Below are 24,005 nucleotides of genomic sequence, written 5' to 3'. Positions count from 1 at the left end.
CGGACGTCCACCGGGTTCTGGCGAGGGACTGGGCCCCTAGCTCCAGCGGCCCGTGCGGCCGAGGAGCAGGGCCGTGGCAGCCGTACCCGCCGTGGACGTACGCAGCACGCTCCGCCCCAGTCGGTACGGCTTCGCGCCCGCCTCCTCGAAGGCCGCCAACTCCTCGGGAGAGACACCCCCTTCGGGCCCGACGACGAGCACGATGTCGCCCTCGGCGGGGAGTTCGGCGTCGGCGAGGGCGCCGCTGGGGTGGTCCCGGTCCTCGTGGAGGACGGCGGCGAAGTCGGCGCCCGCGAGGAGCGCGGCGACCTGCTTGGTGGTCATCGCGTCGGCGACCTCGGGGAAGCGCGTACGGCGCGACTGCTTCCCGGCCTCGCGCGCGGTGGCCCGCCACTTGGCGAGGGCCTTGAGCCCGCGGTCGCCCTTCCACTGGGTGATGCAGCGGGACGCGGCCCACGGCACGATCTCGTCGACACCGGTCTCGGTCATGATCTCGACGGCCAGTTCGCCCCGGTCGCCCTTGGGCAGCGCCTGGACGACGGTGATACGGGGCGTGGGCTCGGCCTCCTCGTACGTGGCGGAGACCTGGACGGTCAGCTGGTCCTTGCCCTCGGCGGCGATCACGACGCAGTCGGCCCAGGTGCCGCGCCCGTCGGTGAGGACGAGCTCCTCCCCCGCGCGCAGCCGCTTCACGGCGACGGCGTGGCGGCCCTCGGGGCCGTCGAGGAGGAAGGTGCCGGTGCCGGGGACGGCCTCGACGACGAAGACGGGTGCGGTCATGGGGCGGAGCTCCTGTGGGCCTGCGCGGTCAGTGCGGTGTCGAGTTCGGCGGCCAGCACCTCGACGAGCTGGCCGGCGGGGAGGTCGCGGGCGAGCCGGTGCCCCTGGCCGGCCCACAGGGCCATGCCCTGCGCGTCACCGGCGGTGGCGGCGGCCTTGCGGAGGGGCGCGGTGAGGTGGTGGACCTCGGGGTAGGCGGCGGGGGCGTACGGCCCGTGCTCGCGCATGAAGCGGTTGACGAGCCCGCGCGCGGGGCGCCCGGAGAAGGCGCGGGTGAGCTCGGTGCGGACGAAGAGCGGGTTGGTCAGGGCCTGCTTGTGCAGCGCGTGGGCGCCCGATTCGGGGCAGACGAGGAACGCGGTGCCGAGCTGGGCGGCGTCGGCCCCGGCGGCGAGGACGGCGGCGATCTGGGCGCCGCGCATGATGCCGCCGGTCGCGACGATCGGCAGCTGGACGGTCTCCCGGACCTGGGTGACGAGTGTGAGGAGCCCCGTACCGGCGAGCGCGGCGTCCGGGTCGTCGCGGTGCGTGCCCTGGTGCCCGCCGGCCTCGACGCCCTGCACGCAGACGGCGTCGGCCCCGGCCCACTGGGCGGCCTGGGCCTCTTCGGCGGAGGTGACGGTGACGACGGTGAACGTACCGGCGCGGGCGAAGGCGTCGAAGGTGTCGCGGTCGGGGCAGCCGAAGGTGAACGAGACGACGGGCACGGGATCGTCGAGCAGGATCGCGAGCTTGGCGTCGTAGGCGTCGTCGCGCCCGCTGTCGGTGTCGCCGAGCTCCGTCTCGTACCAGGTGGCCTCCCCGGTGAGCTGGTGCCGGTACACCTCGACGGCGGCGGGGTCGGCGTGCTGTCCGCCGGGCGGCATGAAGAGGTTGACGCCGAAGGGCTGCCCGGTCAGCCCGCGCACCTGCTTGATCTCCTGGTACAGCCCGCCGGCGGTCTTGTACCCCCCGGCGAGAAACCCGAGCCCACCGGCCTCGCACACCGCCCCGACGAGCTGCGGACTGGCGGCGCCACCTGCCATGGGGGCCTGCACGATCGGGTACCGGGAGAGATCGTTCAGCGCGGTGGACATGCAGGCATCGTGCCATGCCGACGGTCGGTGTCCGAATCCGTCGTTTCGGGCACGCGGAAGGGCGGCACCGCTCGTCGCGAGTGCCGCCCTTCCAGGCAGAACGTAGGCCCTACCGCCCGTTGAACGCGTCCTTCAAACGCGAGAACAACCCCTGCTGCCCCGGCTGGAACTGCCCCGTGGGCCGCTCCTCGCCGCGCAGCACCGCGAGGTCGCGCAGCAGCCGTTCCTGCTCGGCGTCGAGCTTCGACGGGGTCGTCACCTCGACGTGGACGATCAGGTCGCCGCGGCCGCCGCCGCGCAGGTGCGTGATGCCGCGCCCGTGCAGCGGGATGGACTGGCCGGACTGGGTGCCCGGGCGGATGTCGACCTCTTCGAGCCCGTCGAGCGTCTGCAGCGGCACCTTCGTGCCGAGCGCGCCCGCCGTCATCGGGATGGTCACCGTGCAGTGCAGGTCGTCGCCGCGCCGCTGGAAGGTCTCGTGCGGGACCTCGTGGATCTCCACGTACAGGTCGCCCGCCGGGCCGCCGCCCGGGCCGACCTCGCCCTCGCCGGCGAGCTGGATGCGCGTGCCGTTGTCGACACCGGCCGGGATCTTCACGGTCAGCGTGCGCCGCGAACGGACCCGCCCGTCGCCCGCGCACTCGGGGCACGGGGTCGGGACGACGGTGCCGAAGCCCTGGCACTGGGGGCAGGGGCGGGAGGTCATGACCTGGCCCAGGAAGGACCGGGTGACCTGCGAGACCTCACCGCGGCCGCGGCACATGTCACAGGTCTGCGCGGAGGTGCCGGGCGCGGCACCCTCACCCGAGCACGTCGTACAGACGACGGCCGTGTCGACCTGGATGTCCTTCGTCGTGCCGAAGGCGGCCTCGTTGAGGTCGATCTCCAGCCGGATCATCGCGTCCTGGCCGCGCCGGGTGCGCGAGCGCGGCCCGCGCTGGGACGCCGTACCGAAGAACGCGTCCATGATGTCCGAGAAGTTCCCGAAGCCGCCCTGGCCGAAGCCGCCGGCACCACCGGCGCCGCCGGACGCGGACAGCGGGTCGCCGCCGAGGTCGTAGACCTGCTTCTTCTGCGGGTCCGACAACACCTCGTACGCGGCGTTGATCTCCTTGAACCGTTCCTGCGTCTTCGGATCGGGATTCACATCCGGGTGCAGCTCGCGCGCGAGCCGCCGGAATGCCTTCTTGATCTCGTCCTGGGAAGCGTCGCGGCGTACGCCGAGCACGGCGTAATAGTCCGTGGCCACTTACGACTCCGCCAGGATCTGTCCGACGTAACGTGCCACTGCGCGTACCGCTCCCATCGTTCCGGGGTAGTCCATGCGGGTCGGTCCGACCACGCCGAGTTTGGCGACTGCCTCGTCGCCCGAACCGTAGCCGACCGCGACGACGGACGTGGAGGTGAGGCCCTCATGGGCGTTCTCGTGCCCGATCCGTACGGTCATGCCCGAGTCCTTGGCCTCGCCGAGCAGCTTGAGGAGCACGACCTGCTCCTCGAGTGCTTCGAGCACAGGCCGGATCGTGAGGGGGAAGTCATGGCCGAAGCGGGTGAGATTGGCGGTACCGCCGATCATCAGCCGCTCCTCGTGCTCTTCCACCAGGGTTTCGAGCAGGGTCGCGAGCACGGTCGAGACCGTCCCGCGGTCCTCCATCTCCTCGAAGGACTCCGGGAGATCCTGCACCAGTTGCGGCACGTCCGCGAAACGGCGGCCGACGACCCGGCTGTTCAGCCGGGCGCGCAGGTCGGCGAGGGAGGTCTCGCCGAAGGGTGCGGGGCAGTCGATGACGCGCTGCTCGACGCGGCCGGTGTCCGTGATGAGCACGAGCATCAGCCGGGCGGGCGCCAGCGCGAGCAGCTCCACGTGCCGGACCGTCGAGCGGGTCAGCGACGGGTACTGGACGACGGCGACCTGGCGGGTCAGCTGCGCGAGCAGCCGGACCGTGCGCCCGACAACGTCGTCGAGGTCGACGGCTCCGTCGAGGAAGTTGTGGATGGCGCGCCGCTCGGGCGTCGACAGCGGCTTGACGCCCGCGAGCCGGTCGACGAAGAGGCGGTAGCCCTTGTCGGTCGGGATGCGGCCGGCGCTGGTGTGGGGCTGGGCGATGTAGCCCTCGTCCTCCAGGACGGCCATGTCGTTGCGCACGGTGGCGGGCGAGACGCCGAGCTTGTGGCGCTCCGTGAGCGCCTTGGAGCCGACCGGCTCCTCCGTCCCGACGTAGTCCTGGACGATGGCGCGCAGCACCTCGAGTCTGCGTTCGCTGAGCATCGCGCACACCTCCAGCTGTCGTATCGGCTTGCTTCGGTTGCTCCGTATTTGGCACTCGCCCTGCCCGAGTGCCAGGAATCCCCCGGCCAGTGTACGGCGGCGGGCATCGCTCCTGGCAAGGAGGCCGCGACGGAGGTCGCGTCGGAGTCCGCGTCCGAGTCCACGTCGGTGGTCGCGTCCTTGCGGATAGCGTCGCGGTATGGATGTCGCTTGGGAAGAGTTCGGCTGGGAGCGGCTCGCGGACGGCGTGGGGCGGCGCAGGCTGCCCGGCTGGGACGCCACGGTGGGCCTGGTGGTGGGCGAACAGGCGGTACTGCTGTACGACACGGGCTCGACGCTGCGGGAGGGAACGGCGCTGCGCACCCAGATCGAGGGCCTGACCCGGGGCCGAAGAGTGACGCACATCGCACTGAGTCACCCCCATTTCGATCATGTACTGGGCACGGCGGCGTTCGCGGGTGCGGAGGTGTACGGGGCGGTGGGCGTGGACGCGCTGCTGCGTCGGGAGGGCGGCGAGCTGATGGCGGACGCGGTACGGCACGGGGTGGACGCGTTCGCGGCGGCGGAGGCGGCTGACGTGCTGGTGGCGCCGCACCACGTGGTCTCCGGGGAGTGGACGCTGGACCTGGGCGGCCGGCAGGTGCTGCTGGCGAACGTGGGCCCGGGCCACACGGCGCACGACCTGACGCTCCTGGTCCCCGGTGAGCCGGAGATCGTCTTCTGCGGGGACCTGGTGGAGGAGTCGGGGGAGCCGCAGGCGGGCCCGGACGCGATCCCGTCCCGCTGGCCGGACGCCCTGGACCGGCTGCTCGCCCTGGGCGGCGAGGACGCGGTGTACGTACCGGGCCACGGTGCGGTGGTGGACGCCACGTTCGTACGACGCCAACGCGAGGAACTGGCACGGCGCTTCGCCGTCGCATAACGTCACGCGAATGCGCAGCTACAACCCGGACCTGACGCCCCCCTGGAAGCGATCCGCCCCGGTGCCGGAGGTGCCGGCGGAGGTGGACCTCGTGGTGGAGGAGGTCTCGACGGGGTTCTGCGGGGCGGTGATCCGCTGCGAGGCGGGCACGGTGACGCTGGAGGACCGCTTCGGCAAGCACCGGGTGTTCCCGATGGACCCGAGGGCGTTCCTACTGGAGGGCAAACCGGTGACACTGGTACGCCCGGCGTCGGGGCAGGCACGGCCTACGCGCACGGCCTCGGGCTCGATCGCGGTCCCGGGGGCGCGGGCGAGGGTGGCACGGGCGGGCCGGATCTACGTGGAGGGCCGGCACGACGCCGAGCTGGTGGAGCGGGTCTGGGGCGACGACCTGCGGATCGAGGGCGTGGTGGTGGAGTACCTGGAGGGCATCGACGACCTCCCGGCGATCGTCGCCGACTTCGCCCCGGCGGCGGACGCCCGCCTGGGCATCCTGGTCGACCACCTGGTCCCCGGCTCGAAGGAGTCCCGCATCGCGGCCCAGATCTCGTCCGCGGACGTCCTGATCGTCGGCCACCCGTACATCGACATCTGGGAGGCGGTGAAGCCGTCGTCCCTGGCCATCGCCTCCTGGCCAAGGATCCCCCACGGCCAGGACTGGAAAACAGGCATCTGCGAAGCCCTGGGCTGGCCCCCGAACACAGGCGCGGCCTGGCAACACATCCTGTCCAAGGTCCACTCGTACAAGGACCTGGAACCCCAACTCCTGGGCCGAGTAGAAGAACTAATCGACTTCGTCACAGCCCCATAGCCCCTCGGCGGCGTCGACTCCCCCACCCAACCGCCGTGGGCGCAAACCCCGACGCCGAACCCACCCCCACCGTTGTGGGCAATCGTTCCGCAGGGCGGAACGGGTGGGCACAACCCACGGGGGCGGTGCGCTTCCAGGCCCCTCGCACGGGGTGGGCGCGCTGGAAAAGGCCCCAGGCCCCCGCCCAGGGGCCGGCGTCCTAGTCCACCAGGTCCCGGACGACCGCGTCGGCCAGCAGGCGACCCCGCAGGGTCAGGACCGCGCGCCCCTCCCCGTACGCCCCGGCGTCGAGGAGCCCGTCCGCGAGGGCCTTGCGAGACGCGGCCAGCCCGTCCGGACGCAGGAGCTCCAGCGGGCACCCCTCCCGGAGCCGTAGCTCCAGAAGCACACGCTCCACCCGCCGGTCCTCCGCCGACAGGACCTCCCGCCCCGCACCCGGCGACCTACCGGAGGACAGCGCCGCCGCATACGCCCCCGGATGCTTCACGTTCCACCACCGCACACCGCCCACGTGCGAGTGCGCCCCGGGCCCCGCGCCCCACCAGTCGGCACCGCGCCAGTACAGCTCGTTGTGCAGGCACCGCCCGGCCTCGGACGTGGCCCAGTTCGACACCTCGTACCAGTCGAAGCCGGCCTCCGCGAAGACGGAGTCGGCGATCAGGTACCGGTCCGCGTGCACATCGTCGTCCGTCATCGGCACCTCGCCCCGCCGGATCCGCCGCGCCAGCTGCGTCCCCTCCTCGACGATCAGCGCGTACGCGCTGACATGGTCGGGCCCAGCCCCGATCGCCGCCTCGATCGACGCCCGCCAGTCGTCGTCGGACTCCCCGGGCGTCCCGTAGATGAGGTCGAGGTTCACGTGCTCGAAGCCCGCCGCCCGCGCCTCGGCGACGCACGCCTCGGGCCGTCCCGGGGTGTGCGTGCGGTCGAGGACCTTCAGGACGTGCTGGCGGGCGCTCTGCATCCCGAAGGACACCCGGTTGAAGCCACCGGCCCTCAGCTCCTCCAGGTACGCCGGGTCCACCGACTCCGGGTTCGCCTCCGTCGTCACCTCGGCGTCGTCCGCGAGCCCGAACTCGTCCCGGATCGCCCCCAGCATCCGGACGAGATCCCCGGCGGCGAGCAGCGTGGGCGTACCCCCGCCGACGAAGACGGTCCGCACAGGGCGCGGGTCGTCACCGAGCACCTTGCGGGCAAGGCGTATCTCCTCGACGACCTGCCCCGCGTAGTTGTCCCGGGAGGCGAGCACGCCGCCGGCACCGCGCAGCTCGCTCGCGGTGTACGTGTTGAAGTCGCAGTAGCCGCACCGCGTGGCGCAGTACGGCACGTGCAGATAGAACCCGAGCGGCCGCTCCCCGGCCCCTTCCAGGGCGTGTGCGGGAAGCGCCCCGTCCTCGGGCATGGGCTCACCATCGGGCAGTACGGAAGGCATGAGCCCATTGTCCCGTACCGCCCGACGAAGCCGACCGACCTGTGGATAACTTCGCAGGGGGCCAACCGTGGAAGCCCCGGAAGGCCCCGGAATCCCTGGAGACCCCGGAAGCCCCGGAAGCCCCAGGAACCCCCAGAAGCCCTACGCCTCCCGCGCCCCCGCGTACATCTCCTCGATCAGGTCCTTGTACGTCCGCTCCACCACCGGCCGCTTCATCTTCAGCGACGGCGTCAGCTCACCGTGCTCGACGTCCAGGTCCCGCGGCAGCAGCCGGAACTTCTTGATCGTCTGCCACCGCTGCACGCCCTCGTTGAGCCGGTCGACGTACCCCTGGACCATCTCCTGGGTCTGCCGGGCGGCGACGACCTCGGCGTACGGCTTGCCCGCGAGGCCGTGCTCGGCGGCCCAGCCGAGGATGGCGGGCTCGTCGAGGGCGATGAGCGCGGAGCAGTAGTTCCGGTCGGCGCCCAGGACGACGATGTTGGAGACGAACGGGCAGACGGCCTTGAACTGGCCCTCGATCTCGGTCGGCGCGATGTACTTGCCGCCCGAGGTCTTGAACAGGTCCTTCTTGCGGTCGGTGATCCGCAGATAGCCGTCGGCGGACAGCTCACCGATGTCGCCCGTGTGGAACCAGCCGTCCGCCTCGAGCACCTCGGCGGTCTTCTCCGGCAGGCCGTGGTAGCCCTCCATGATGCCGGGGCTGCGCAGCAGGATCTCGCCGTCGTCGGCGATCCGGACCTCGGTGCCGGGCAGCGGCTTGCCGACGGTGCCGGTGCGGTACGCCTCGCCCGGGTTGACGAAGGACGCGGCGCTGGACTCCGTCAGGCCGTAGCCCTCCAGGATGTGGATGCCCGCGCCGGAGAAGAAGTAGCCGATGTCGGGCGCCAGCGCGACGGAGCCGGAGACGGCGGCGCGCAGCCGGCCGCCGAAGGCCTCGCGGAGCTTCTTGTAGACCAGCGCGTCGGCGACCTTGTGCTTCGCCTCCAGGCCGAAGGGCGCGGAGGCCGTGCCGGTACGGCGGAAGTTGTCCTGGGTGACCTTGGCGTACTCGCGGGCCACCCCCGCCGCCCACTGGAAGATCTTGTACTTGGCGGGGCCGCCCTCGCGCGCCTTGGCGGCGACGCCGTTGTAGACCTTCTCGAAGATCCGGGGCACGGCGGCCATGTACGTCGGCTGGACCACCGGCAGGTTCACGATGATCTTGTCGATGCGGCCGTCGACGGCGGTGACGTGGCCGACCTCGATCTGGCCGGAGGTGAGCACCTTGCCGAAGACGTGCGCGAGCGGCAGCCAGAGGTACTGGACGTCCTCCTGGGTGACCAGGCCGGTCGCGGCGATGGCCTTGGCCATGTACGACCAGTTGTCGTGCGGGAGCCGGACGCCCTTGGGGCGGCCGGTGGTGCCGGAGGTGTAGATGAGGGTGGCGAGCTGCTGGGAGGTGATGGCCGAGACGCGCTCCTTGACGGCGTCCGGGTGCTTCTCCAGGTACGCCTTGCCGCGCGCCTCCAGCTCCGCGAGGGAGAGGACCCAGTCGTCGCTCTCGACACCCGTGGCGTCGATGACGACGACGTGGTGGAGGCCGGGCAGGTCGGCGCGGGTCTCGCGGGCCTTGGCCAGCTGGGCCGCGTCCTCCGCGATGAGCACCTTGGACTCGGAGTCGGAGAGGATGAACGCCGACTCCTCGGCGTTGGTCTGCGGGTAGACGGTGGTGGTGGCGGCGCCCGCGCACATCACACCGAGGTCGGAGAGGATCCACTCCACCCGGGTCGAGGAGGCGAGGGCGATGCGCTCCTCCGGCTGGACGCCCAGATCCATCAGACCCGCCGCGATCGCGTAGACCCGCTCGGCGGCCTGTCCCCAGCTGAGCGACTTCCAGTCGTCCGGACCCTGGCCGTCGGCCGCCGGAACGGGGTAGCGGTAGGCCTCCGCGTCGGGGGTCCGCTCCACGCGCTCAAGGAAAAGGTTCGCCACCGAGGGCGGCCGGTTCTCGATCTGGGTCTGTGTGTCGCTCACGACGTCCTCCGGGCGGCGGCGGTGCGTTCTGGCGGTGCGTTCCATGCGTACTAACTCGCGAGTAACCTTCGAGCCGCGATCAGAGTAAGGCGCCGGGGACCGGCGCGTAAGAGGCTGCGGGCCGCCTCTTCATACCCGGTTGATAACAGAACCAAAGACGAACGGGCCCCCGCACTGCCGGTGCGGGGACCCATTCGACGCATCCTGGCGACGCATCCGACGGATGCGTCCGCCGGCTGCTTCTCCTGCTTCTTCTACTTCTTGGCCTTGCCGCCGGACTCGTCGCTCGACAGAACGGCGATGAAGGCCTCCTGCGGGACCTCCACCGAGCCGACCATCTTCATCCGCTTCTTGCCTTCCTTCTGCTTCTCCAGCAGCTTCCGCTTACGGGAGATGTCACCGCCGTAGCACTTGGCGAGGACGTCCTTCCGGATGGCGCGGATGGTCTCGCGGGCGATGACCCGGGAGCCGATGGCGGCCTGGATCGGCACCTCGAAGGCCTGGCGCGGGATGAGCTCGCGCAGCTTGGCGACGAGCCGCACGCCGTACGCGTACGCGGCGTCCTTGTGCGTGATCGCCGAGAAGGCGTCGACCTTGTCGCCGTGCAGCAGGATGTCGACCTTGACCAGGCTGGAAGCCTGCTCGCCGGTGGGCTCGTAGTCGAGGGAGGCGTAACCGCGCGTCTTGGACTTCAGCTGGTCGAAGAAGTCGAAGACGATCTCGGCGAGGGGGAGGGTGTAGCGGATCTCCACCCGGTCCTCGGAGAGGTAGTCCATGCCGATCAGCGTGCCGCGCCGGGTCTGGCACAGCTCCATGATCGAGCCGATGAACTCGCTCGGGGCGAGGATCGTGGAGCGCACGACGGGCTCGAAGACTTCGTCGATCTTGCCTTCGGGGAACTCACTCGGGTTGGTAACGGTGTGCTCGCTACCGTCCTCCATCACGACGCGGTAGACGACGTTCGGCGCGGTGGCGATGAGGTCGAGACCGAACTCGCGCTCCAGGCGCTCCCGGATCACGTCCAGGTGCAGCAGGCCGAGGAAGCCGACGCGGAAGCCGAAGCCGAGGGCGGCGGAGGTCTCCGGCTCGTAGACCAGCGCGGCGTCGTTGAGCTGCAGCTTGTCGAGGGCGTCGCGCAGCTCGGGGTAGTCCGAGCCGTCGAGCGGGTAGAGACCGGAGAAGACCATCGGCTTGGGGTCCTTGTACCCGCCGAGGGCCTCGGTCGCGCCCTTGACCAGGCTGGTGATCGTGTCACCGACCTTGGACTGCCGGACGTCCTTGACGCCGGTGATCAGGTAACCGACCTCGCCGACGCCGAGGCCGTCGGACGGCGTCATCTCCGGAGAGGAGACGCCGATCTCCAGGAGCTCGTGGGTGGCGCCGGTGGACATCATCTTGATGCGCTCACGCTTGCTGAGCTGACCGTCGATGACACGGACGTACGTGACGACGCCCCGGTAGGAGTCGTAGACGGAGTCGAAGATCATCGCGCGGGCGGGCGCGTCGGCGACACCGACGGGGGCCGGCACGGTCGCGACGACGCGGTCGAGCAGCGCCTCGACGCCGAGACCGGTCTTGGCGGAGACCTTGAGCACGTCATCGGGGTCGCAGCCGATGAGGTTGGCGAGCTCCTCGGAGAACTTCTCCGGCTGCGCGGCGGGCAGGTCGATCTTGTTCAGTACGGGAACGATGGTGAGGTCGTTCTCCATCGCCAGGTACAGGTTCGCGAGCGTCTGCGCCTCGATGCCCTGGGCCGCGTCGACGAGCAGGACCGTACCCTCGCAGGCCGCCAGGGACCGCGAGACCTCATAGGTGAAGTCGACGTGCCCGGGGGTGTCGATCATGTTGAGGATGTGGGTCTTCCCCTGGCCCTCGCCCTCGGTGGGCGCCCAGGGAAGACGCACCGCCTGGGACTTGATCGTGATCCCGCGTTCGCGCTCGATGTCCATCCGGTCGAGGTACTGGGCGCGCATCTGCCGCTGGTCGACCACACCGGTCAGCTGAAGCATCCGGTCGGCGAGTGTGGACTTGCCGTGGTCGATGTGCGCGATGATGCAGAAATTGCGGATCAACGCCGGGTCGGTACGGCTCGGCTCAGGCACGTGGGTAGGAGTCGCGGGCACGCAAGGTCTCGTCTCGGGGCGATGGTCGGTTGGATACGTAGGCTCCATCGTCCCACGAGTGGGAGCCACCGCTCGGTTTGGGCAGAGCTTCTATGCCCTGATAACGTGGACAGCTGTGTCTCGTACGCCCTCTCAGCGATGGGGCACTCCTCAGAAACAACACCGAACCTGAAAAGGCTCTTTTCGTGGCGAACATCAAGTCCCAGATCAAGCGGAACAAGACGAACGAGAAGGCGCGCCTGCGCAACAAGGCCGTCAAGTCCTCGCTCAAGACCGCGATCCGCAAGGCCCGCGAGGCCGTCGCTGCGGGTGACGTCGAGAAGGCCGTCGTGGCTACTCGCGCCGCCTCCCGCGCGCTCGACAAGGCTGTCTCGAAGGGTGTCATCCACAAGAACGCCGCCGCCAACAAGAAGTCGGCGCTGGCCACCAAGGCTGCCACCCTGCAGGGCTGAGCCCCTCTGATGTAACGCCGGACGGGACCCAGCGGGCCCTCTCTCCCGCTCCCACCCGGCACCCCGGACTCGCGCGCGACACGCGTTCGCCACGCGTGCACGAGCCCAAAGTCATACGCCGAAGGCCCCGCCACTTCCTTCCCCAGGAACACCGGGGCCTTCGCCGTACCCGGGGCCCAGGTCCCACCTCGTGGCACGAAGCTGCCGCCTCCAACCCGGACCCGCACCACCTCGCGGCCCGAAGCTGCCGCCACCCTCCTGAGGCCGGGGCGCAGCCCCAGACAGCGGCGCGAAGCCGCCGCCTCACGCTGGGGGCCGGGACTCAGCTCCCCGCACCTCACCACCCGGGCCGCTACCCTCCGCGGCGCGAAGCTGCCGCAACCCGCCGGGGGCCGGGGCGAAGCCCCGGGTGAACCTCAACCCCCACCAGCCCCCGGCAGGGTTTCGGGAAGGGGCGGGGTGGGGGATTCAACCGCCCCGGGCGCAACGCACCGGCACCCGCGCACCCCCGGCCCCCGGCCCCCGGAACAGGCCCGGGCCCGCACCGAACCCGGGGCCACCCCTACCGCCTCAACCTCGCCGCCCGAGCCACCGCCACCACCGCCTTCTCCAGCGCGTACTCCGGGTCGTCCCCCCCGCCCTTCACACCCGCGTCCGCCTCCGCCACCGCGCGCAGCGCCAGCGACACCCCGTCCGGCGTCCAGCCCCGCATCTGCTGCCGCACGCGGTCGATCTTCCACGGCGGCATCCCCAGCTCCCGCGCCAGATCCGCCGGCCGCCCGCCCCGCGCCGACGACAGCTTGCCGATCGCCCGGACGCCCTGCGCCAGCGCGCTGGTGATCAGGACCGGCGGGACGCCGGTCGAGAGCGACCAGCGCAGCGCCTCCAGCGCCTCCGCCGCCCGCCCCTCCACCGCACGGTCGGCCACGTTGAACGACGACGCCTCCGCCCGCCCCGTGTAGTACCGCCCGACGACCGTCTCATCGATCGTCCCCTCCACGTCCGCCGTCAGCTGCGACACCGCCGCCGCCAGCTCCCGCAGATCGCTGCCGATCGAGTCCACCAGCGCCTGGCACGCCTCCGGCGTGGCCGACCGCCCCAGCGCCCGGAACTCCTGCCGTACGAACGTCAGCCGCTCCGCCGGCTTCGTCGTCTTCGGACAGGCCACCTCCCGCGCGCCCGCCTTCCGCGCCGCGTCCAGGAGGCCCTTCCCCTTGGCGCCGCCCGCGTGCAGCAGCACAAGGGCGATGTCCTCGACGGGCGCGTCGAGGTACGCCTTGATGTCCTTGATCGTGTCCGCGGACAGGTCCTGCGCGTTCCGCACGACCAGCACCTTGCGCTCTGCGAAGAGCGACGGGCTCGTCAGCTCCGCGAGCGTCCCGGGCTGGAGCTGCTCGGAGTTGAGGTCCCGTACGTCCGTGTCGGCGTCGGCGGCCCGGGCAGCCGCCACCACCTCCTGGACCACGCGGTCGAGGAGCAGGTCCTCCTGGCCCACGGCGAGCGTGACGGGGGCGAGGAGATCGTCGTTCGAATTCTTCCTGGTGGCCATCGCGAACCAGCATCCCACGCCCCACTGACACCGACCCCCGGCACCGATCCCCATGCCCGAGAATGACGGGGTGAGTGAACGACACGTACTGGTACTGCCCGACCGCGACGCCGCCGAAGAGGTGGCCGAGGAACTCCCCGCGCGCTTCGGCGTCGCCGAGGAGCCCCAGCTCGTACGGAACGCGCTGGCCGGCGAGGACGACGCCGAGGACGCGCAGTGGCTGGTCGTCGTGGAGGACCCGGAGGGCCGCCTCGACTCGTCGGCGCTGGACGAGCTGGCGGCGGAGTACGAGGGCTGGCTGGAAGCCCCTTAGAGGGACCCAGCACAACGCTCAGCTCCCCACCGGAACGACCGGAACGATCAGTGCATCGCCGAGGCCCACGTGCGCAAGCGCCTCGGGAGGTCCGAATTACGTGTGCCGAACGGTCGGCAGCTCCGCGAGCTCGATGCCGAACAGGTCCCGGTACGCCACCCTCACCTCCTCGTCCCCTTCGAGCATCCGCTCGCTTCGCTCGCCGTCCACGTGCGTGACGAGCTTGTGGCCGCTGAGGGTGACCCGGCCCGCGTCGGTGAGCCGGGTGCAGACCAGGGAGCGGGGGAAGTGCGAGTCCGGGGAGGTGCGGTGGTACCAAGCGCCCGCTGTGAAGTCGGCGAGCACGCGCGGCCGCGTCTCCAGCCGGTACTGCGGCTTGCCGTTCCGCAACAGGTCCAGGTCGCCGTCCTCGGTCTCCACGACACGGAACGTGCCGGCGGGGTCGGCCTGGTCGCCCCGCTCGTCCAGCGCCAGCGGAAAGTGGCTGTGCTCACCGAACCCGACATCCGCGAGCCACCGCCCTTCCGTCTCCGTCTCCACCAGCACCGCCATGTGGTCGTACGGAATGCCCAACCGGCCGCCCTCACCGAACACCCGCGCCTGCAGGAGCGTGACGCCGAAGCCGAGTGCCCGCAGGAGAGCGGCGAACGTGCCGTTGATCTCGTAGCAGAACCCTCCCCTCCTCGCCCCGACGACCTTGTCGAGCAGTGCCTTCTCGTCCAGGACGATGTTCTCGCCGAGGTGGATCGACAGGTTCTCGAACGGGACCGTCTTAAGGTGCCGCAGATGCAGGTCGCGCAGGGCGGCCGCGTCGGCGCGGTCCGGTCGCTCCGCTCCGATACGCCGCAGGTACGCCTCGACCGGGACGTCCGGAGTCTGCTGGGTGTGAGTAGTCATGAACCGAGTCTGCCGCTCCGTCCCTCCGTCCGCCCATGAGTCCCTGGACCTAGGCCTGTTGCCCGAGGTCCGTCGGCCGAGGCGGCACCCGTACCGCCCCGACTACCGTGCGAGCCATGGCCGATCATGAACCGCCCCGCCCCAGCCCTCGCCCTCGCGCCCAGCGCAAGCAGGACGTCCTCGACCGGCTCGCGACGGAGGAGGACATCTGGGTCGCGACCGCCTCCGCCGACGGCGAACCGTGCCTGGTGCCCCTGTGGTTCCTCTGGGACGCGGATGCCGGGACGCTCCTCTTCTGCACGAAGCGGAACAACCCCACGGCCCGCAACCTCACGCCCACGGGCGAGGTCCGGCTCAGCCTCGGCCACACCCGTGACGTCGTACTGATCGACGGCACGGCCGAGAAGGTGGAGGGCACCGACCTGCCGACGGCCTCGGCGGACGCCTTCGCGGCCAAGTTCTCCTGGGATCCACGCGGCGAGACCGGCTGGGTCTACCTCCGAGTCACCCCCAGGACGGTACGAGCCTGGCACGAGGAGCACGAACTCAAGGGCCGCGTGCTGATGCGAGACGGCGCATGGCTGGCCTGAGAGCCGGACGGCCCGGGGGCCCCGGGGCTCATGAGGCTGATGCCGCGAGGCTGCTCGCCACCCCTCACAGACTCGGTACGGCCGCAAGCCCCGGCCCCACCCCCATGACCGCGATCGCACCGTCCCGGTCCGTCCGAAGCACCTCCGCTCCCCCGGCCCGCAGCGCCTGGACCGTCGCCGGAGCGGGATGGCCGTACGGGTTGTCCCGCCCGGCCGACACCAGCGCGAGCCGTGGCCGGACCGCCCGTATCAGCCCGGGATCCTGGTAGGCGGAACCATGGTGGGCGACCTTGAGCACGTCCACCGGGCCGAGTGCGGGGTGGGCCCGCAACAGGCCCTGCTGGGCGGGTGGTTCGAGGTCTCCCAGGAGCAGCAGCCTCAGCCCCTCCCGTGTTCGGACGAGCAAGGTGACGCTGGCGTCGTTCGGCCCGGACTCCTCCGGGCCCGCCACCCCGGGTATCCCGGGTGTCCCCGCCGGCCACAGCACCTGCCACTCCAGCGGACCCAGCCGTCTCCGCTCCCCCGGCGACGCACGGATGACGGGCACCCCCGCCGCCTGGGCCACGCGCCGTACGGCCGCCACCTGTGCCCGGGGCTCTTCGAGCGCCGTCGTCTGGATCGCCCCGACCGACCGGCCCCGCAGGACCCCCGGCAGGCCGGCGACGTGGTCCGCGTGGAAGTGGGTCAGGACGAGCAGCGGGATCCGCCGGACACCGAGATCGTGCAGGCAGCGGTCCACGAGGGCCGGGTCGGGCCCCGCGTCCACGACGACGGCCGTGTCCCCACCGGCCGCGAGCACGGTCGCGTCACCCTGACCTACCTGACACATCGCGAACGTCCAGCCCGGTGGCGGCCAGCCGCTGACCAGCCGGGTCAACGGCGGCGGTCGCACCACCGCGAGGAACAGCAGGACGACACAGCCGACCGCCACCCTCCGCCGGTACGGCAGCCTCCACGCCCCGAGCACCACAAGGCCGAAGAGCCCTGCGAGGAGCAGCCCGCCCCACCAGCCGCCGGGCCAGCCGGCCTCCGCGCCGGGCAGCGCGGCACCCGCCCGGGCCACACCCGCGATCCACCCGGCGGGCCAGGCCGCTACCTCCGCCACCAGCTCCGCCGCCCAGAGCGAGACCGGGGCCAGCGCGAGCGCGGCGAAGCCGAGCACCGTGGCCGGGGCCACGGCCACCTCGGCGAGCAGGTTGCTGGGAATCGCGACCAGGCTCACCCGCGCGGCGAACACCGCCACCACGGGCGCGCACACGGCCTGGGCCGCCAGGGCCGCCGCAAGTGCCTCGGCGAGCCTGCCCGGCACCCCGCGCCGCCGCAGCGCGTCACTCCAGCGCGGCGCGATCGTGAGCAGCGCCCCGGTGGCCAGGACCGAGAGCAGGAATCCGTAACTCCGCGCCAGCCACGGGTCGTAGAGCACCAGCAACAGCACGGCGCCGGCCAGCGCGGGAATCAGCGACCTGCGCCGCCCCGTGCCGATGGCGAGCAGCGCGACCGAGCCGCAGGCCGCCGCCCGCAGCACACTCGGATCCGGGCGGCACACGACCACGAAGAGGAGCGTCAGGCCTCCCCCGATCACCGCGGTGGCCCGCAGCGAAAGCCCGATCCGGGGCGCGAGCCCACCCCGCTCCACCCGCATCGCCGCTCCCGGCGGCCCGATCAGCAGGAGCAGGACGACCGTGAGGTTGGACCCGGAGACGGCAAGCAAGTGAGTGAGGTCCGTGGCCTCGAAGGCATCGCTGAGTTCCGGATCGATCCGCGAGGTGTCGCCGACGACAAGCCCCGGCAGCAACGCCCGCGCGTCACCGTCGAGGTCATCGGTCGCACGGCGCAGCCCCGCCCGCAGCTCCCCGGCCCTGCGCTGCGCGCCGCTCGGCGGCCCGGTGATCCGGGGTGGCCCGGCTCCCTCGACCCGCAGCACCGCCGCGAACCTGTCCCCCGGGCGCATCGGGGGTGCCAGCCGTGCGGCGAGTCGCAGCCGGGTCGACGGCAGCAGCCGCAGCCACTCCCGCTGGGCCTGCCCGGCCGGAACGATCACCAGGACCGGTGTCCTGGTCCGGTGCGCGGCTCCGCGGGCCGCCTCGACGAGGGTCGCCTCGCCATTGAGGACGACGGAGACCGGGGCCGTCCTGTCGCCCCGGATCCGGGGCCGGGTGAGCCGGGGATCGGAGGTGACCGTGACCTCCGCTCCCACCCGGGCGTACTCCTCCGCGAGCCCGGGCACGGGCCCCCGCCTCAGGTCCGCGGCATGCAGCCCGCCCGCGGCGCCACCGGCGGCCGCGCAAAGCAGCACGGCCACCCCCGCAGTACCCCGAAGCCACCACCCAGCGCCCTCCAGACCAGCCCCTGCCCGACCCACCCCCTCCCGCTCCCGCTCCCGACCGGAGGACCGCACGCGAACCGCCACCATCAAGACCCCCGCCCCCGCCAGGCAGACGAGCACCCCCACGCACACCCACCACCCGGCCACACCCACTGCGAGTCCGGCCGCTCCCCAGGCCGCCAACGCGGGCGGAACGAGGCGGAGATCGGTGGGCCCCTCCTCAAGCAGCCGGCCGCGCCACGACGGGACGGACTCCTCCGTCACCTCACGCGCGTTCATGGCCGGACCAGCGGCGCGAGGTCCGCGAACCGGCGTTCCCCGATGCCATTGACCTCGCGCAGCTCGGCCACCGACCGGAATCCACCGTGCTCCGCACGATGGTCGACGATGTGCTGGGCCAGCACCGGCCCCACCCCGGGCAGGGTGTCGAGCTGCTCCACCGTCGCCGCGTTCAGGCTCAACGGTGCCGCCCGCGTACCGGCCGCGGCTCCCGCTCCTACTCCCCCGCCCACTCCCGAAGCGCCGCCCACGACCACCGGCGGCGTCACCCCGACCGCGACCTGTTCGCCGTCCAGCAGGACCCGGGCCCGATTGAGGCCGGTTAGGTCCGTCCCCGGCCTGGCCCCTCCGGCCGCCCGCAACGCGTCCGCGACCCGCGACCCGGCCGGCAGGGTCAGCACCCCGGGCCGTCGCACCTTGCCGCTCACGTCGACGACCACACCCGACGGCGATGCCCCCGGGGTCGGCGCCGCCGAGGCGCCCGCAGTCACCCCGGCCTCCGGCGGCGGCGCCGCGTGCACGATCTCCGGCGCCTTGACCGCCTCCGGCCTGCCGGTCCAGAAGTACCGCCCGGCGAATGCGGCGGCCACGACGAGGACCACGGCCAGCGCGGCCAGGGTCCGCGGTTCGAGGCCGCACCGGGTCTGCACCCACACCGGCAACCGCTCACTCAGCCCCAACCGCAGTCGCTCCCACCGTGCGGGAGTCGCCCTTTCCTCCTGGGGTCCGGGTGGCTCGACCACCTCCGACGCTCCCCATTCCGCCGGGCGTCGAACCGGCGCGACAGGCCGGGTGGTGGCGGGGAAGAGCGCCTCGCCCCGGCGCCGTACGGCCGCGCCGTGCGCCGCGACCGCGCGCCTTCCCCGTGCCCGCGCGGGAGGCGAACCGCGCCCCCGGACGCGCAAGCGCCCGTCCGATCCGGGAGCACGCCCCGGACCGCTGGACGCGCGCCCCGTCGTGCGACGAGCCGAGGAACGGGTGGAGTTGACTACAGACGGACGGTTTGCGAGATGTGTGCGAAGAGCCATGGACAGGACGGTAGGCACATCCGTCCGAATCCGCTGAGACCCATCGATTTCCGTGGACAGACGCCCAGTTGTGGAAAAACGCGTCACTCACACGAGGGAAGAACCCGTCAGCGCGGTGACACGACGACGGCGAGCAGACCGGGTCCGGTGTGCGCCCCGATCACCGCGCCCACCTCGCTGACCTGCAACTCCTCCAGTCCCGGCACCCGTTCACGCAGCCGGTCGGCGAGCACGGCGGCCCGCTCGGGCGCGGAGAGATGGTGCACGGCGACGTCGACCGGTCCCGCGCCCGCCCGTTCCACCGCGATCTCCTCCAGGCGGGCGATCGCCTTCGACGCCGTCCGTACCTTCTCGCGCAGCTCGATCCGGCCTCCGTCGAGCTGGAGCAGCGGTTTGACGGCGAGCGCCGAACCGAGCAGTGCCTGCGCGGCGCCGATCCGCCCGCCCCTGCGGAGGTAGTCCAGCGTGTCGACGTAGAAGAAGGCGGAGGTCCCGGCGGCCCGCTTCTCGGCGGCGGCGACGGCCTCGTCCATCGAGCCGCCGGCGTCCACGACCTCGGCCGCCGCGAGCGCGCAGAAGCCGAGCGCCATCCCGACCATGCGGGTGTCGATCACCTTGACCGGTACGGGGGCGTCCTTGGCCGCCACGACGGCGGCGTCGTACGTGCCGGAGAACTCGCCGGAGAGGTGCAGCGAGACGATGCCCGTCGCACCGGCCTCGGCCGCCGCGCGGTAGGTCGCCGCGAAGACCTCGGGCCCGGGCCGCGAGGTGGTCACGGGACGGCGCTTCTGGAGCGCCTGGGCCAGTGAGCGGGCCGAGATCTCGGTGCCCTCTTCGAGCGCTCTGTCGCCGATGACGACGGTGAGCGGGACAGCGGTGATGCCGTGCCGCTCCATCGTCTGGGGTGGCAGGTAGGCCGTGGAATCGGTGACGATAGCGACATGCCGGGACATGAGCGGGAGGTTACCCGCCGGGGCCGCTCCGCGGCAGCCCGGCCCCGCGTTCCACGACGTCAGGTCGTGGTCTCGGGCCGGGCGGACTTCTCCCACGGGTAGGTGGTCGCGCGCGGGTCGCGCGCCGTGATCGCCTGCGGCGCCTGCCGGTCCGGGGTCTCCCCGTCCGGGCGGGGCCCGGCCTCCGCGTCACGGCCTCGGCCTCCGTCGGCCGGCGCGTCCGCCTCCGCGGGCCAGGTCTGCCCCCGCTCGGCGTCCGGCGCCGGAGCGCCGGCGTCGGGCCAGGAGAAGTCGTCCGCCGTGGGGTCCTGGGCGGTCGCCCCCGACCAGTGGCGCAGCGCGCCCGCCTCCAAGTCGATCTGGGCGCTCAGCGAGCCCAGGTCGTCCTCCGCGAACTTCCGCGCCCGGTCCCTGGCGGCCCAGCGCAGCGAGTCGGCCGAGTCCGTGATCCGCTCGGTGCGCTCCCGCAGGTCCTTGAGCTGTCCGGCCACGCGCGCCTTGTCCGGCTCGCGCTCCAGCCGCTTGAGGTCCTCGTCCAGCTCGCGGCCGTGGGCGCTCAGCCGCCCGAAGAGGTCGAGGGACTCCCGCAGCGAGGCGTCCTCGGCCACGCCCGCCTGCAGGGCGTCCTGCGTCGCACGCATCGAGGTCCGCAGGGAGAGCCGCAGCTGGGCCAGCTCACCGCCGACCCCGACCTGTCCGAAGCTCTTGGCGCGCAGCGTGGTGTCCTCGACGGTGCGCCGGGCCTGGTGGATCGTGCGGTCGACACCGCGCTTGGCGGCCTTGACCGCCTTCACGGTCGCGTAGACCCCCAGCGCCACGAAGGCGAAGAAGAGCAGCGCCATGATCACAATCGCGGCTTCCATGTCCGCCCCTCCGGCGTGGGTCGAAATCCCTCGGCTGTCGTTCTTCCACGGTAAACGGAACGGGCAGGCCAGAGGTTCCATTGGAACCCCCAACCTGCCCGTAGGGGAAACCCCTCATGCCTCGCAGCCGGCATCAGCCGCCGAAGCGGCCGATGTGGCAGAAGCGGCCAAAGCAGCCGATACGGCCGAAACCGCCGAAGCTATCCGGCGACGATGTTGACCAGCTTCGGCGCCCGCACGATGACCTTGCGGATCTGCGCGCCACCCAGCGCCGCGACCACGTTCGCGTCACCCAGGGCCAGCGCCTCCAGCTCCGCGTCCGTGATCGCCGGGGAGACCTCCAGGCGGGCCTTGACCTTGCCCTTGATCTGCACCACGCAGGTCACGGTCTCGTCGACGACGTACGCCGGGTCGGCGACCGGGAAGTCCTGGTGGACGACGGAGGCGGTGTGGCCCAGCTTGCGCCACAGCTCCTCGGCGATGTGCGGGGCCAGCGGGGCGACCAGCAGCACCAGCCGCTCGGCGACCGAGCGGGAGACCGGGCCGCCCACCTTGGTCAGGTGGTTGTTCAGCTCGGTGACCTTGGCGATGGCGGTGTTGAAGCGCATGGCCGCCATGTCCTGCGAGACACCGTCGATCGCCTTGTGCAGGGCGCGAAGCGCGTCCTCGTCCGGCTCGGTGTCGACGACGGTCGCCTCACCGGTCGCCTCGTCGACGATGTTGCGCCACAGTCGCTGCAGCAGCCGGTACTGGCCGACCACCGCGCGCGTGTCCCACGGGCGGGAGACGTCCAGCGGGCCCATCGCCATCTCGTACAGGCGCAGGGTGTCGGCGCCGAACTCGGCGCAGATCTCGTCCGGCGTGACGGCGTTCTTCAGGGACTTGCCCATCTTGCCCAGGACGCGGCTGACCTTCTCGCCCTGGTACCAGTAGCCGCCGTCGCGCTCCTCGACCTCGGCCGCCGGCACGGCGATGCCGCGCGCGTCCCGGTAGACGAAGGCCTGGATCATGCCCTGGTTGTACAGCTTGTGGAACGGCTCTGCGGAGGAGACGTGGCCCAGGTCGAACAGCACCTTGGACCAGAACCGCGCGTACAGCAGGTGCAGTACGGCGTGCTCGGCGCCGCCGACGTACAGGTCGACGCCACCGGTGGGCATGCCCTCGCGGGGGCCCATCCAGTACTGCTCGATCGCCGGGTCGACCAGCTTCTCGGAGTTGTTCGGGTCCAGGTAGCGCAGCTCGTACCAGCAGGAACCGGCCCAGTTGGGCATGGTGTTGGTCTCGCGGCGGTACTTCTTCGGCCCGTCGCCCAGGTCCAGGGTGACGTTGACCCAGTCCTCGTTGCGGGACAGCGGCGTCTCGGGCTGGGTGTCGGCGTCGTCCGGGTCGAAGGTGCGCGGCGAGTAGTCCTCGACCTCGGGCAGCTCCAGCGGCAGCATCGACTCGGGCAGCGAGTGCGCGATGCCGTCCTCGTCGTAGACGATCGGGAAGGGCTCGCCCCAGTAGCGCTGGCGGCTGAACAGCCAGTCGCGCAGGCGGAAGTTGACGGTGCCCTCGCCGATGCCGCGGTCGGCCAGCCAGGCGGTGATCTTCGCCTTGGCCTCGACGACGCCCAGGCCGTCCAGGGAGATCTCGTCGTTCGCGGAGTTGACCAGCTTCGCCTCGTACGAGGCGAAGGCGTCGTCCCAGTCGGCCGGGTCGGTGCCGCGGTCGTCGCTCGGCTCGACGACGCAGCGCATGGGCAGTTCGAAGGCGCGGGCGAACGCGAAGTCGCGGGTGTCGTGGGCGGGGACGGCCATGATCGCGCCGGTGCCGTAGCCCATCAGGACGTAGTCGGCGATGAAGACCGGGACCTGCTGGCCGCTGACCGGGTTGGTCGCGTACGCGCCGGTGAAGACACCGGTCTTGTCCTTGGCCTCGGCCTGCCGCTCGACGTCGGACTTGGAGGCGGCCTGCTTGCGGTAGGCGGCGACGGCGTCGGCCGGGGTGGCGTGCCCGCCCGTCCACACGTCGTGCGTGCCGGCCGGCCACGCGTCCGGGACGATCTTCTCGACCAGGTCGTGCTCGGGGGCCAGGACCATGTAGGTGGCGCCGAACAGGGTGTCCTGGCGGGTGGTGAAGACGGTGATCGCACCGGCGTCGCCGACCTGGAAGTCGACGCGGGCGCCCTCGGAGCGGCCGATCCAGTTGCGCTGCTGCAGCTTGATGGCCTCGGGCCAGTCCAGCGCGTCCAGGTCGTCCAGCAGCCGGTCCGCGTAGGCGGTGATGCGCATGTTCCACTGGCGCAGCTTGGCCTTGAAGACGGGGAAGTTGCCGCGCTCGGAACGGCCGTCGGCGGTGACCTCCTCGTTGGCCAGGACGGTGCCCAGGCCGGGGCACCAGTTGACCGGCGCGTCGGAGGCGTAGGCCAGCCGGTACTCGCCCAGGACGTCGGAGCGCTCGGAAGCGTTCAGCTCGCTCCACGCGCGCGTGGTGCCCGGGACGTCACGCGTGCCGTTCTCGAACTGCTCGACCAGCTCGGCGATCGGGCGGGCCTTCTCGGCCTCGTCGTCGTACCAGGAGTTGAAGATCTGCAGGAAGATCCACTGGGTCCACTTGTAGTACTCCGGGTCGATCGTCGCGAACGACCGGCGCTTGTCGTGGCCCAGGCCCAGCCGGCGCAGCTGGACCTTCATGTTCTCCATGTTGGCCTCGGTGGACACGCGCGGGTGCGTGCCCGTCTGCACGGCGTACTGCTCGGCCGGCAGGCCGAAGGCGTCGAAGCCCAGGGTGTGCAGCACGTTGTGGCCGGTCATGCGCTGGTGGCGGGCGAAGACGTCGGTGGCGATGTAGCCCAGCGGGTGGCCGACGTGCAGGCCCGCACCCGAGGGGTACGGGAACATGTCCATGATGAACTTCTTGGGGCGGGCCGCGACGGCCGCGTCGCCCGCCAGGTCACCTGTCGGGTTCGGGGCCTCGTAGGTTCCCTCGGCGTCCCAGAAGTCCTGCCAGCGTGCCTCGATGTCGGCGGCCATGACCGCCGTATAACGATGCGGGGCCGCCGTCTCGGCAGCCGAATTCATCTCGCTCATGATCCTTGAAGCTCCATCGATCGTCTCTGCCCACTGCCCGCGAACTGCACTGCCACGAAATGAAAAATCCCCTCGCACAGGAGGGGACGCCGCGCCGATTCCGACCGGATCTTTCATCCGTCGGGACTGATCAGCGCGGCTCGCTAAGCAGGAGGCGTACGGCACGCATGGCGTCAGGGTACCGCAGGGCCCACAGGGGCCGCACCGACGTTCCGCCCGCCGGTCACCCGATGGCCGACGGGGCCCGGGGCGCCC

Annotated in this window: 19 protein-coding genes; 5 read left to right on the top strand and 14 right to left on the bottom strand. The window is 71.7% G+C overall.

From position 1 onward, the window contains the following. Window positions 1-36: 36 nt before the first annotated feature. The 4 genes from ACFWRO_RS06565 to hrcA all read right to left on the bottom strand — a co-directional run bounded on the left by ACFWRO_RS06565 (window position 37) and on the right by hrcA (window position 4,125). Entirely contained in the window at window positions 37-780 is a 744-nt protein-coding gene (locus ACFWRO_RS06565; protein WP_384505147.1) for a 16S rRNA (uracil(1498)-N(3))-methyltransferase, read from the bottom strand. Continuing rightward, window positions 777-1,856, bottom strand: a complete 1,080-nt coding sequence (locus ACFWRO_RS06560) for a nitronate monooxygenase (protein WP_384505145.1) — start codon at window positions 1,854-1,856, stop codon at window positions 777-779. Before ACFWRO_RS06560 ends, ACFWRO_RS06565 begins: the two co-directional genes overlap by 4 nt. A gap of 109 nt (window positions 1,857-1,965) precedes the next feature. Further along, window positions 1,966-3,105, bottom strand: coding sequence for a molecular chaperone DnaJ (gene dnaJ, locus ACFWRO_RS06555; RefSeq protein ID WP_384505142.1), 1,140 nt, complete (start codon window positions 3,103-3,105; stop codon window positions 1,966-1,968). Beyond that, window positions 3,106-4,125, bottom strand: coding sequence for a heat-inducible transcriptional repressor HrcA (hrcA, locus tag ACFWRO_RS06550; RefSeq protein ID WP_362006465.1), 1,020 nt, complete (start codon window positions 4,123-4,125; stop codon window positions 3,106-3,108). It lies immediately after the preceding gene. A 199-nt stretch (window positions 4,126-4,324) separates the two neighbouring features. On the opposite strand from hrcA, the gene ACFWRO_RS06545 reads away from it, so the two are divergent. Beyond that, entirely contained in the window at window positions 4,325-5,047 is a 723-nt protein-coding gene (locus tag ACFWRO_RS06545) for an MBL fold metallo-hydrolase (RefSeq protein WP_384505139.1), read from the top strand. Window positions 5,048-5,057: 10 nt separating this feature from the next. Beyond that, window positions 5,058-5,858: a DUF3097 domain-containing protein gene (locus tag ACFWRO_RS06540; RefSeq protein ID WP_384505136.1), complete on the top strand. Its 801-nt coding sequence runs from the start codon at window positions 5,058-5,060 to the stop codon at window positions 5,856-5,858. Window positions 5,859-6,057: 199 nt separating this feature from the next. Here the strand turns inward: ACFWRO_RS06540 and hemW are convergent, their stop codons facing one another. From hemW to lepA, 3 genes are all read right to left on the bottom strand, one after another. After that, entirely contained in the window at window positions 6,058-7,290 is a 1,233-nt protein-coding gene (gene hemW, locus ACFWRO_RS06535) for a radical SAM family heme chaperone HemW (RefSeq protein ID WP_384505133.1), read from the bottom strand. A gap of 141 nt (window positions 7,291-7,431) precedes the next feature. Next, window positions 7,432-9,306 (bottom strand): AMP-dependent synthetase/ligase, encoded by a 1,875-nt coding sequence (locus ACFWRO_RS06530; RefSeq protein ID WP_384505130.1) that lies wholly within the window; start codon window positions 9,304-9,306, stop codon window positions 7,432-7,434. A gap of 254 nt (window positions 9,307-9,560) precedes the next feature. Continuing rightward, the gene (gene lepA, locus ACFWRO_RS06525) at window positions 9,561-11,429 is read right to left on the bottom strand and encodes a translation elongation factor 4 (RefSeq protein WP_384505127.1); all 1,869 of its coding nucleotides are present in this window, start codon (window positions 11,427-11,429) and stop codon (window positions 9,561-9,563) included. Window positions 11,430-11,614: 185 nt separating this feature from the next. On the opposite strand from lepA, the gene rpsT reads away from it, so the two are divergent. Then, the gene (gene rpsT / locus ACFWRO_RS06520; protein ID WP_384505124.1) at window positions 11,615-11,881 is read left to right on the top strand and encodes a 30S ribosomal protein S20; all 267 of its coding nucleotides are present in this window, start codon (window positions 11,615-11,617) and stop codon (window positions 11,879-11,881) included. Between the two features lie 562 nt (window positions 11,882-12,443). On the opposite strand, the gene holA is transcribed toward rpsT, so the two are convergent. Then, window positions 12,444-13,430, bottom strand: a complete 987-nt coding sequence (holA, locus tag ACFWRO_RS06515; protein ID WP_384505121.1) for a DNA polymerase III subunit delta — start codon at window positions 13,428-13,430, stop codon at window positions 12,444-12,446. Window positions 13,431-13,482: 52 nt separating this feature from the next. On the opposite strand from holA, the gene ACFWRO_RS06510 reads away from it, so the two are divergent. Further along, window positions 13,483-13,743, top strand: a complete 261-nt coding sequence (locus ACFWRO_RS06510; RefSeq protein WP_384505119.1) for a hypothetical protein — start codon at window positions 13,483-13,485, stop codon at window positions 13,741-13,743. 96 nt (window positions 13,744-13,839) lie between these two features. Here the strand turns inward: ACFWRO_RS06510 and ACFWRO_RS06505 are convergent, their stop codons facing one another. After that, on the bottom strand, window positions 13,840-14,640 hold the full coding sequence (locus ACFWRO_RS06505; protein WP_384505116.1) for an arylamine N-acetyltransferase: 801 nt from the start codon (window positions 14,638-14,640) through the stop codon (window positions 13,840-13,842). Window positions 14,641-14,756: 116 nt separating this feature from the next. Here ACFWRO_RS06505 and ACFWRO_RS06500 point away from each other — a divergent pair, with 116 nt between their 5' ends. After that, window positions 14,757-15,230, top strand: coding sequence for a pyridoxamine 5'-phosphate oxidase family protein (locus tag ACFWRO_RS06500; RefSeq protein ID WP_384505113.1), 474 nt, complete (start codon window positions 14,757-14,759; stop codon window positions 15,228-15,230). 64 nt (window positions 15,231-15,294) lie between these two features. Here the strand turns inward: ACFWRO_RS06500 and ACFWRO_RS06495 are convergent, their stop codons facing one another. The 5 genes from ACFWRO_RS06495 to leuS form a co-directional block, all read right to left on the bottom strand. Next, on the bottom strand, window positions 15,295-17,835 hold the full coding sequence (locus tag ACFWRO_RS06495; protein ID WP_384505110.1) for a ComEC/Rec2 family competence protein: 2,541 nt from the start codon (window positions 17,833-17,835) through the stop codon (window positions 15,295-15,297). Further along, window positions 17,832-18,515, bottom strand: coding sequence for a helix-hairpin-helix domain-containing protein (locus tag ACFWRO_RS06490; RefSeq protein WP_384505107.1), 684 nt, complete (start codon window positions 18,513-18,515; stop codon window positions 17,832-17,834). The genes ACFWRO_RS06495 and ACFWRO_RS06490 overlap by 4 nt, the downstream gene beginning before the upstream one ends. A 455-nt stretch (window positions 18,516-18,970) precedes the next feature. Then, on the bottom strand, window positions 18,971-19,816 hold the full coding sequence (locus tag ACFWRO_RS06485; RefSeq protein ID WP_384505105.1) for a DegV family protein: 846 nt from the start codon (window positions 19,814-19,816) through the stop codon (window positions 18,971-18,973). Window positions 19,817-19,875: 59 nt separating this feature from the next. Then, entirely contained in the window at window positions 19,876-20,679 is an 804-nt protein-coding gene (locus ACFWRO_RS06480) for a hypothetical protein (protein WP_384505102.1), read from the bottom strand. A 200-nt stretch (window positions 20,680-20,879) separates the two neighbouring features. Then, window positions 20,880-23,750 carry a leucine--tRNA ligase gene (gene leuS / locus ACFWRO_RS06475; protein WP_384505099.1) on the bottom strand — a complete coding sequence of 957 codons (2,871 nt, stop codon included), beginning with the start codon at window positions 23,748-23,750 and terminating at the stop codon, window positions 20,880-20,882. Between the last annotated feature and the right edge of the window lie 255 nt (window positions 23,751-24,005).

This window comes from Streptomyces sp. NPDC058579 (genome assembly GCF_042718575.1).
Classification (GTDB): Bacteria; Actinomycetota; Actinomycetes; order Streptomycetales; family Streptomycetaceae; genus Streptomyces.
The sequence above is the reverse complement of the archived record's forward strand: the minus strand, read 5'-3'. Positions and strand labels throughout refer to the sequence as shown.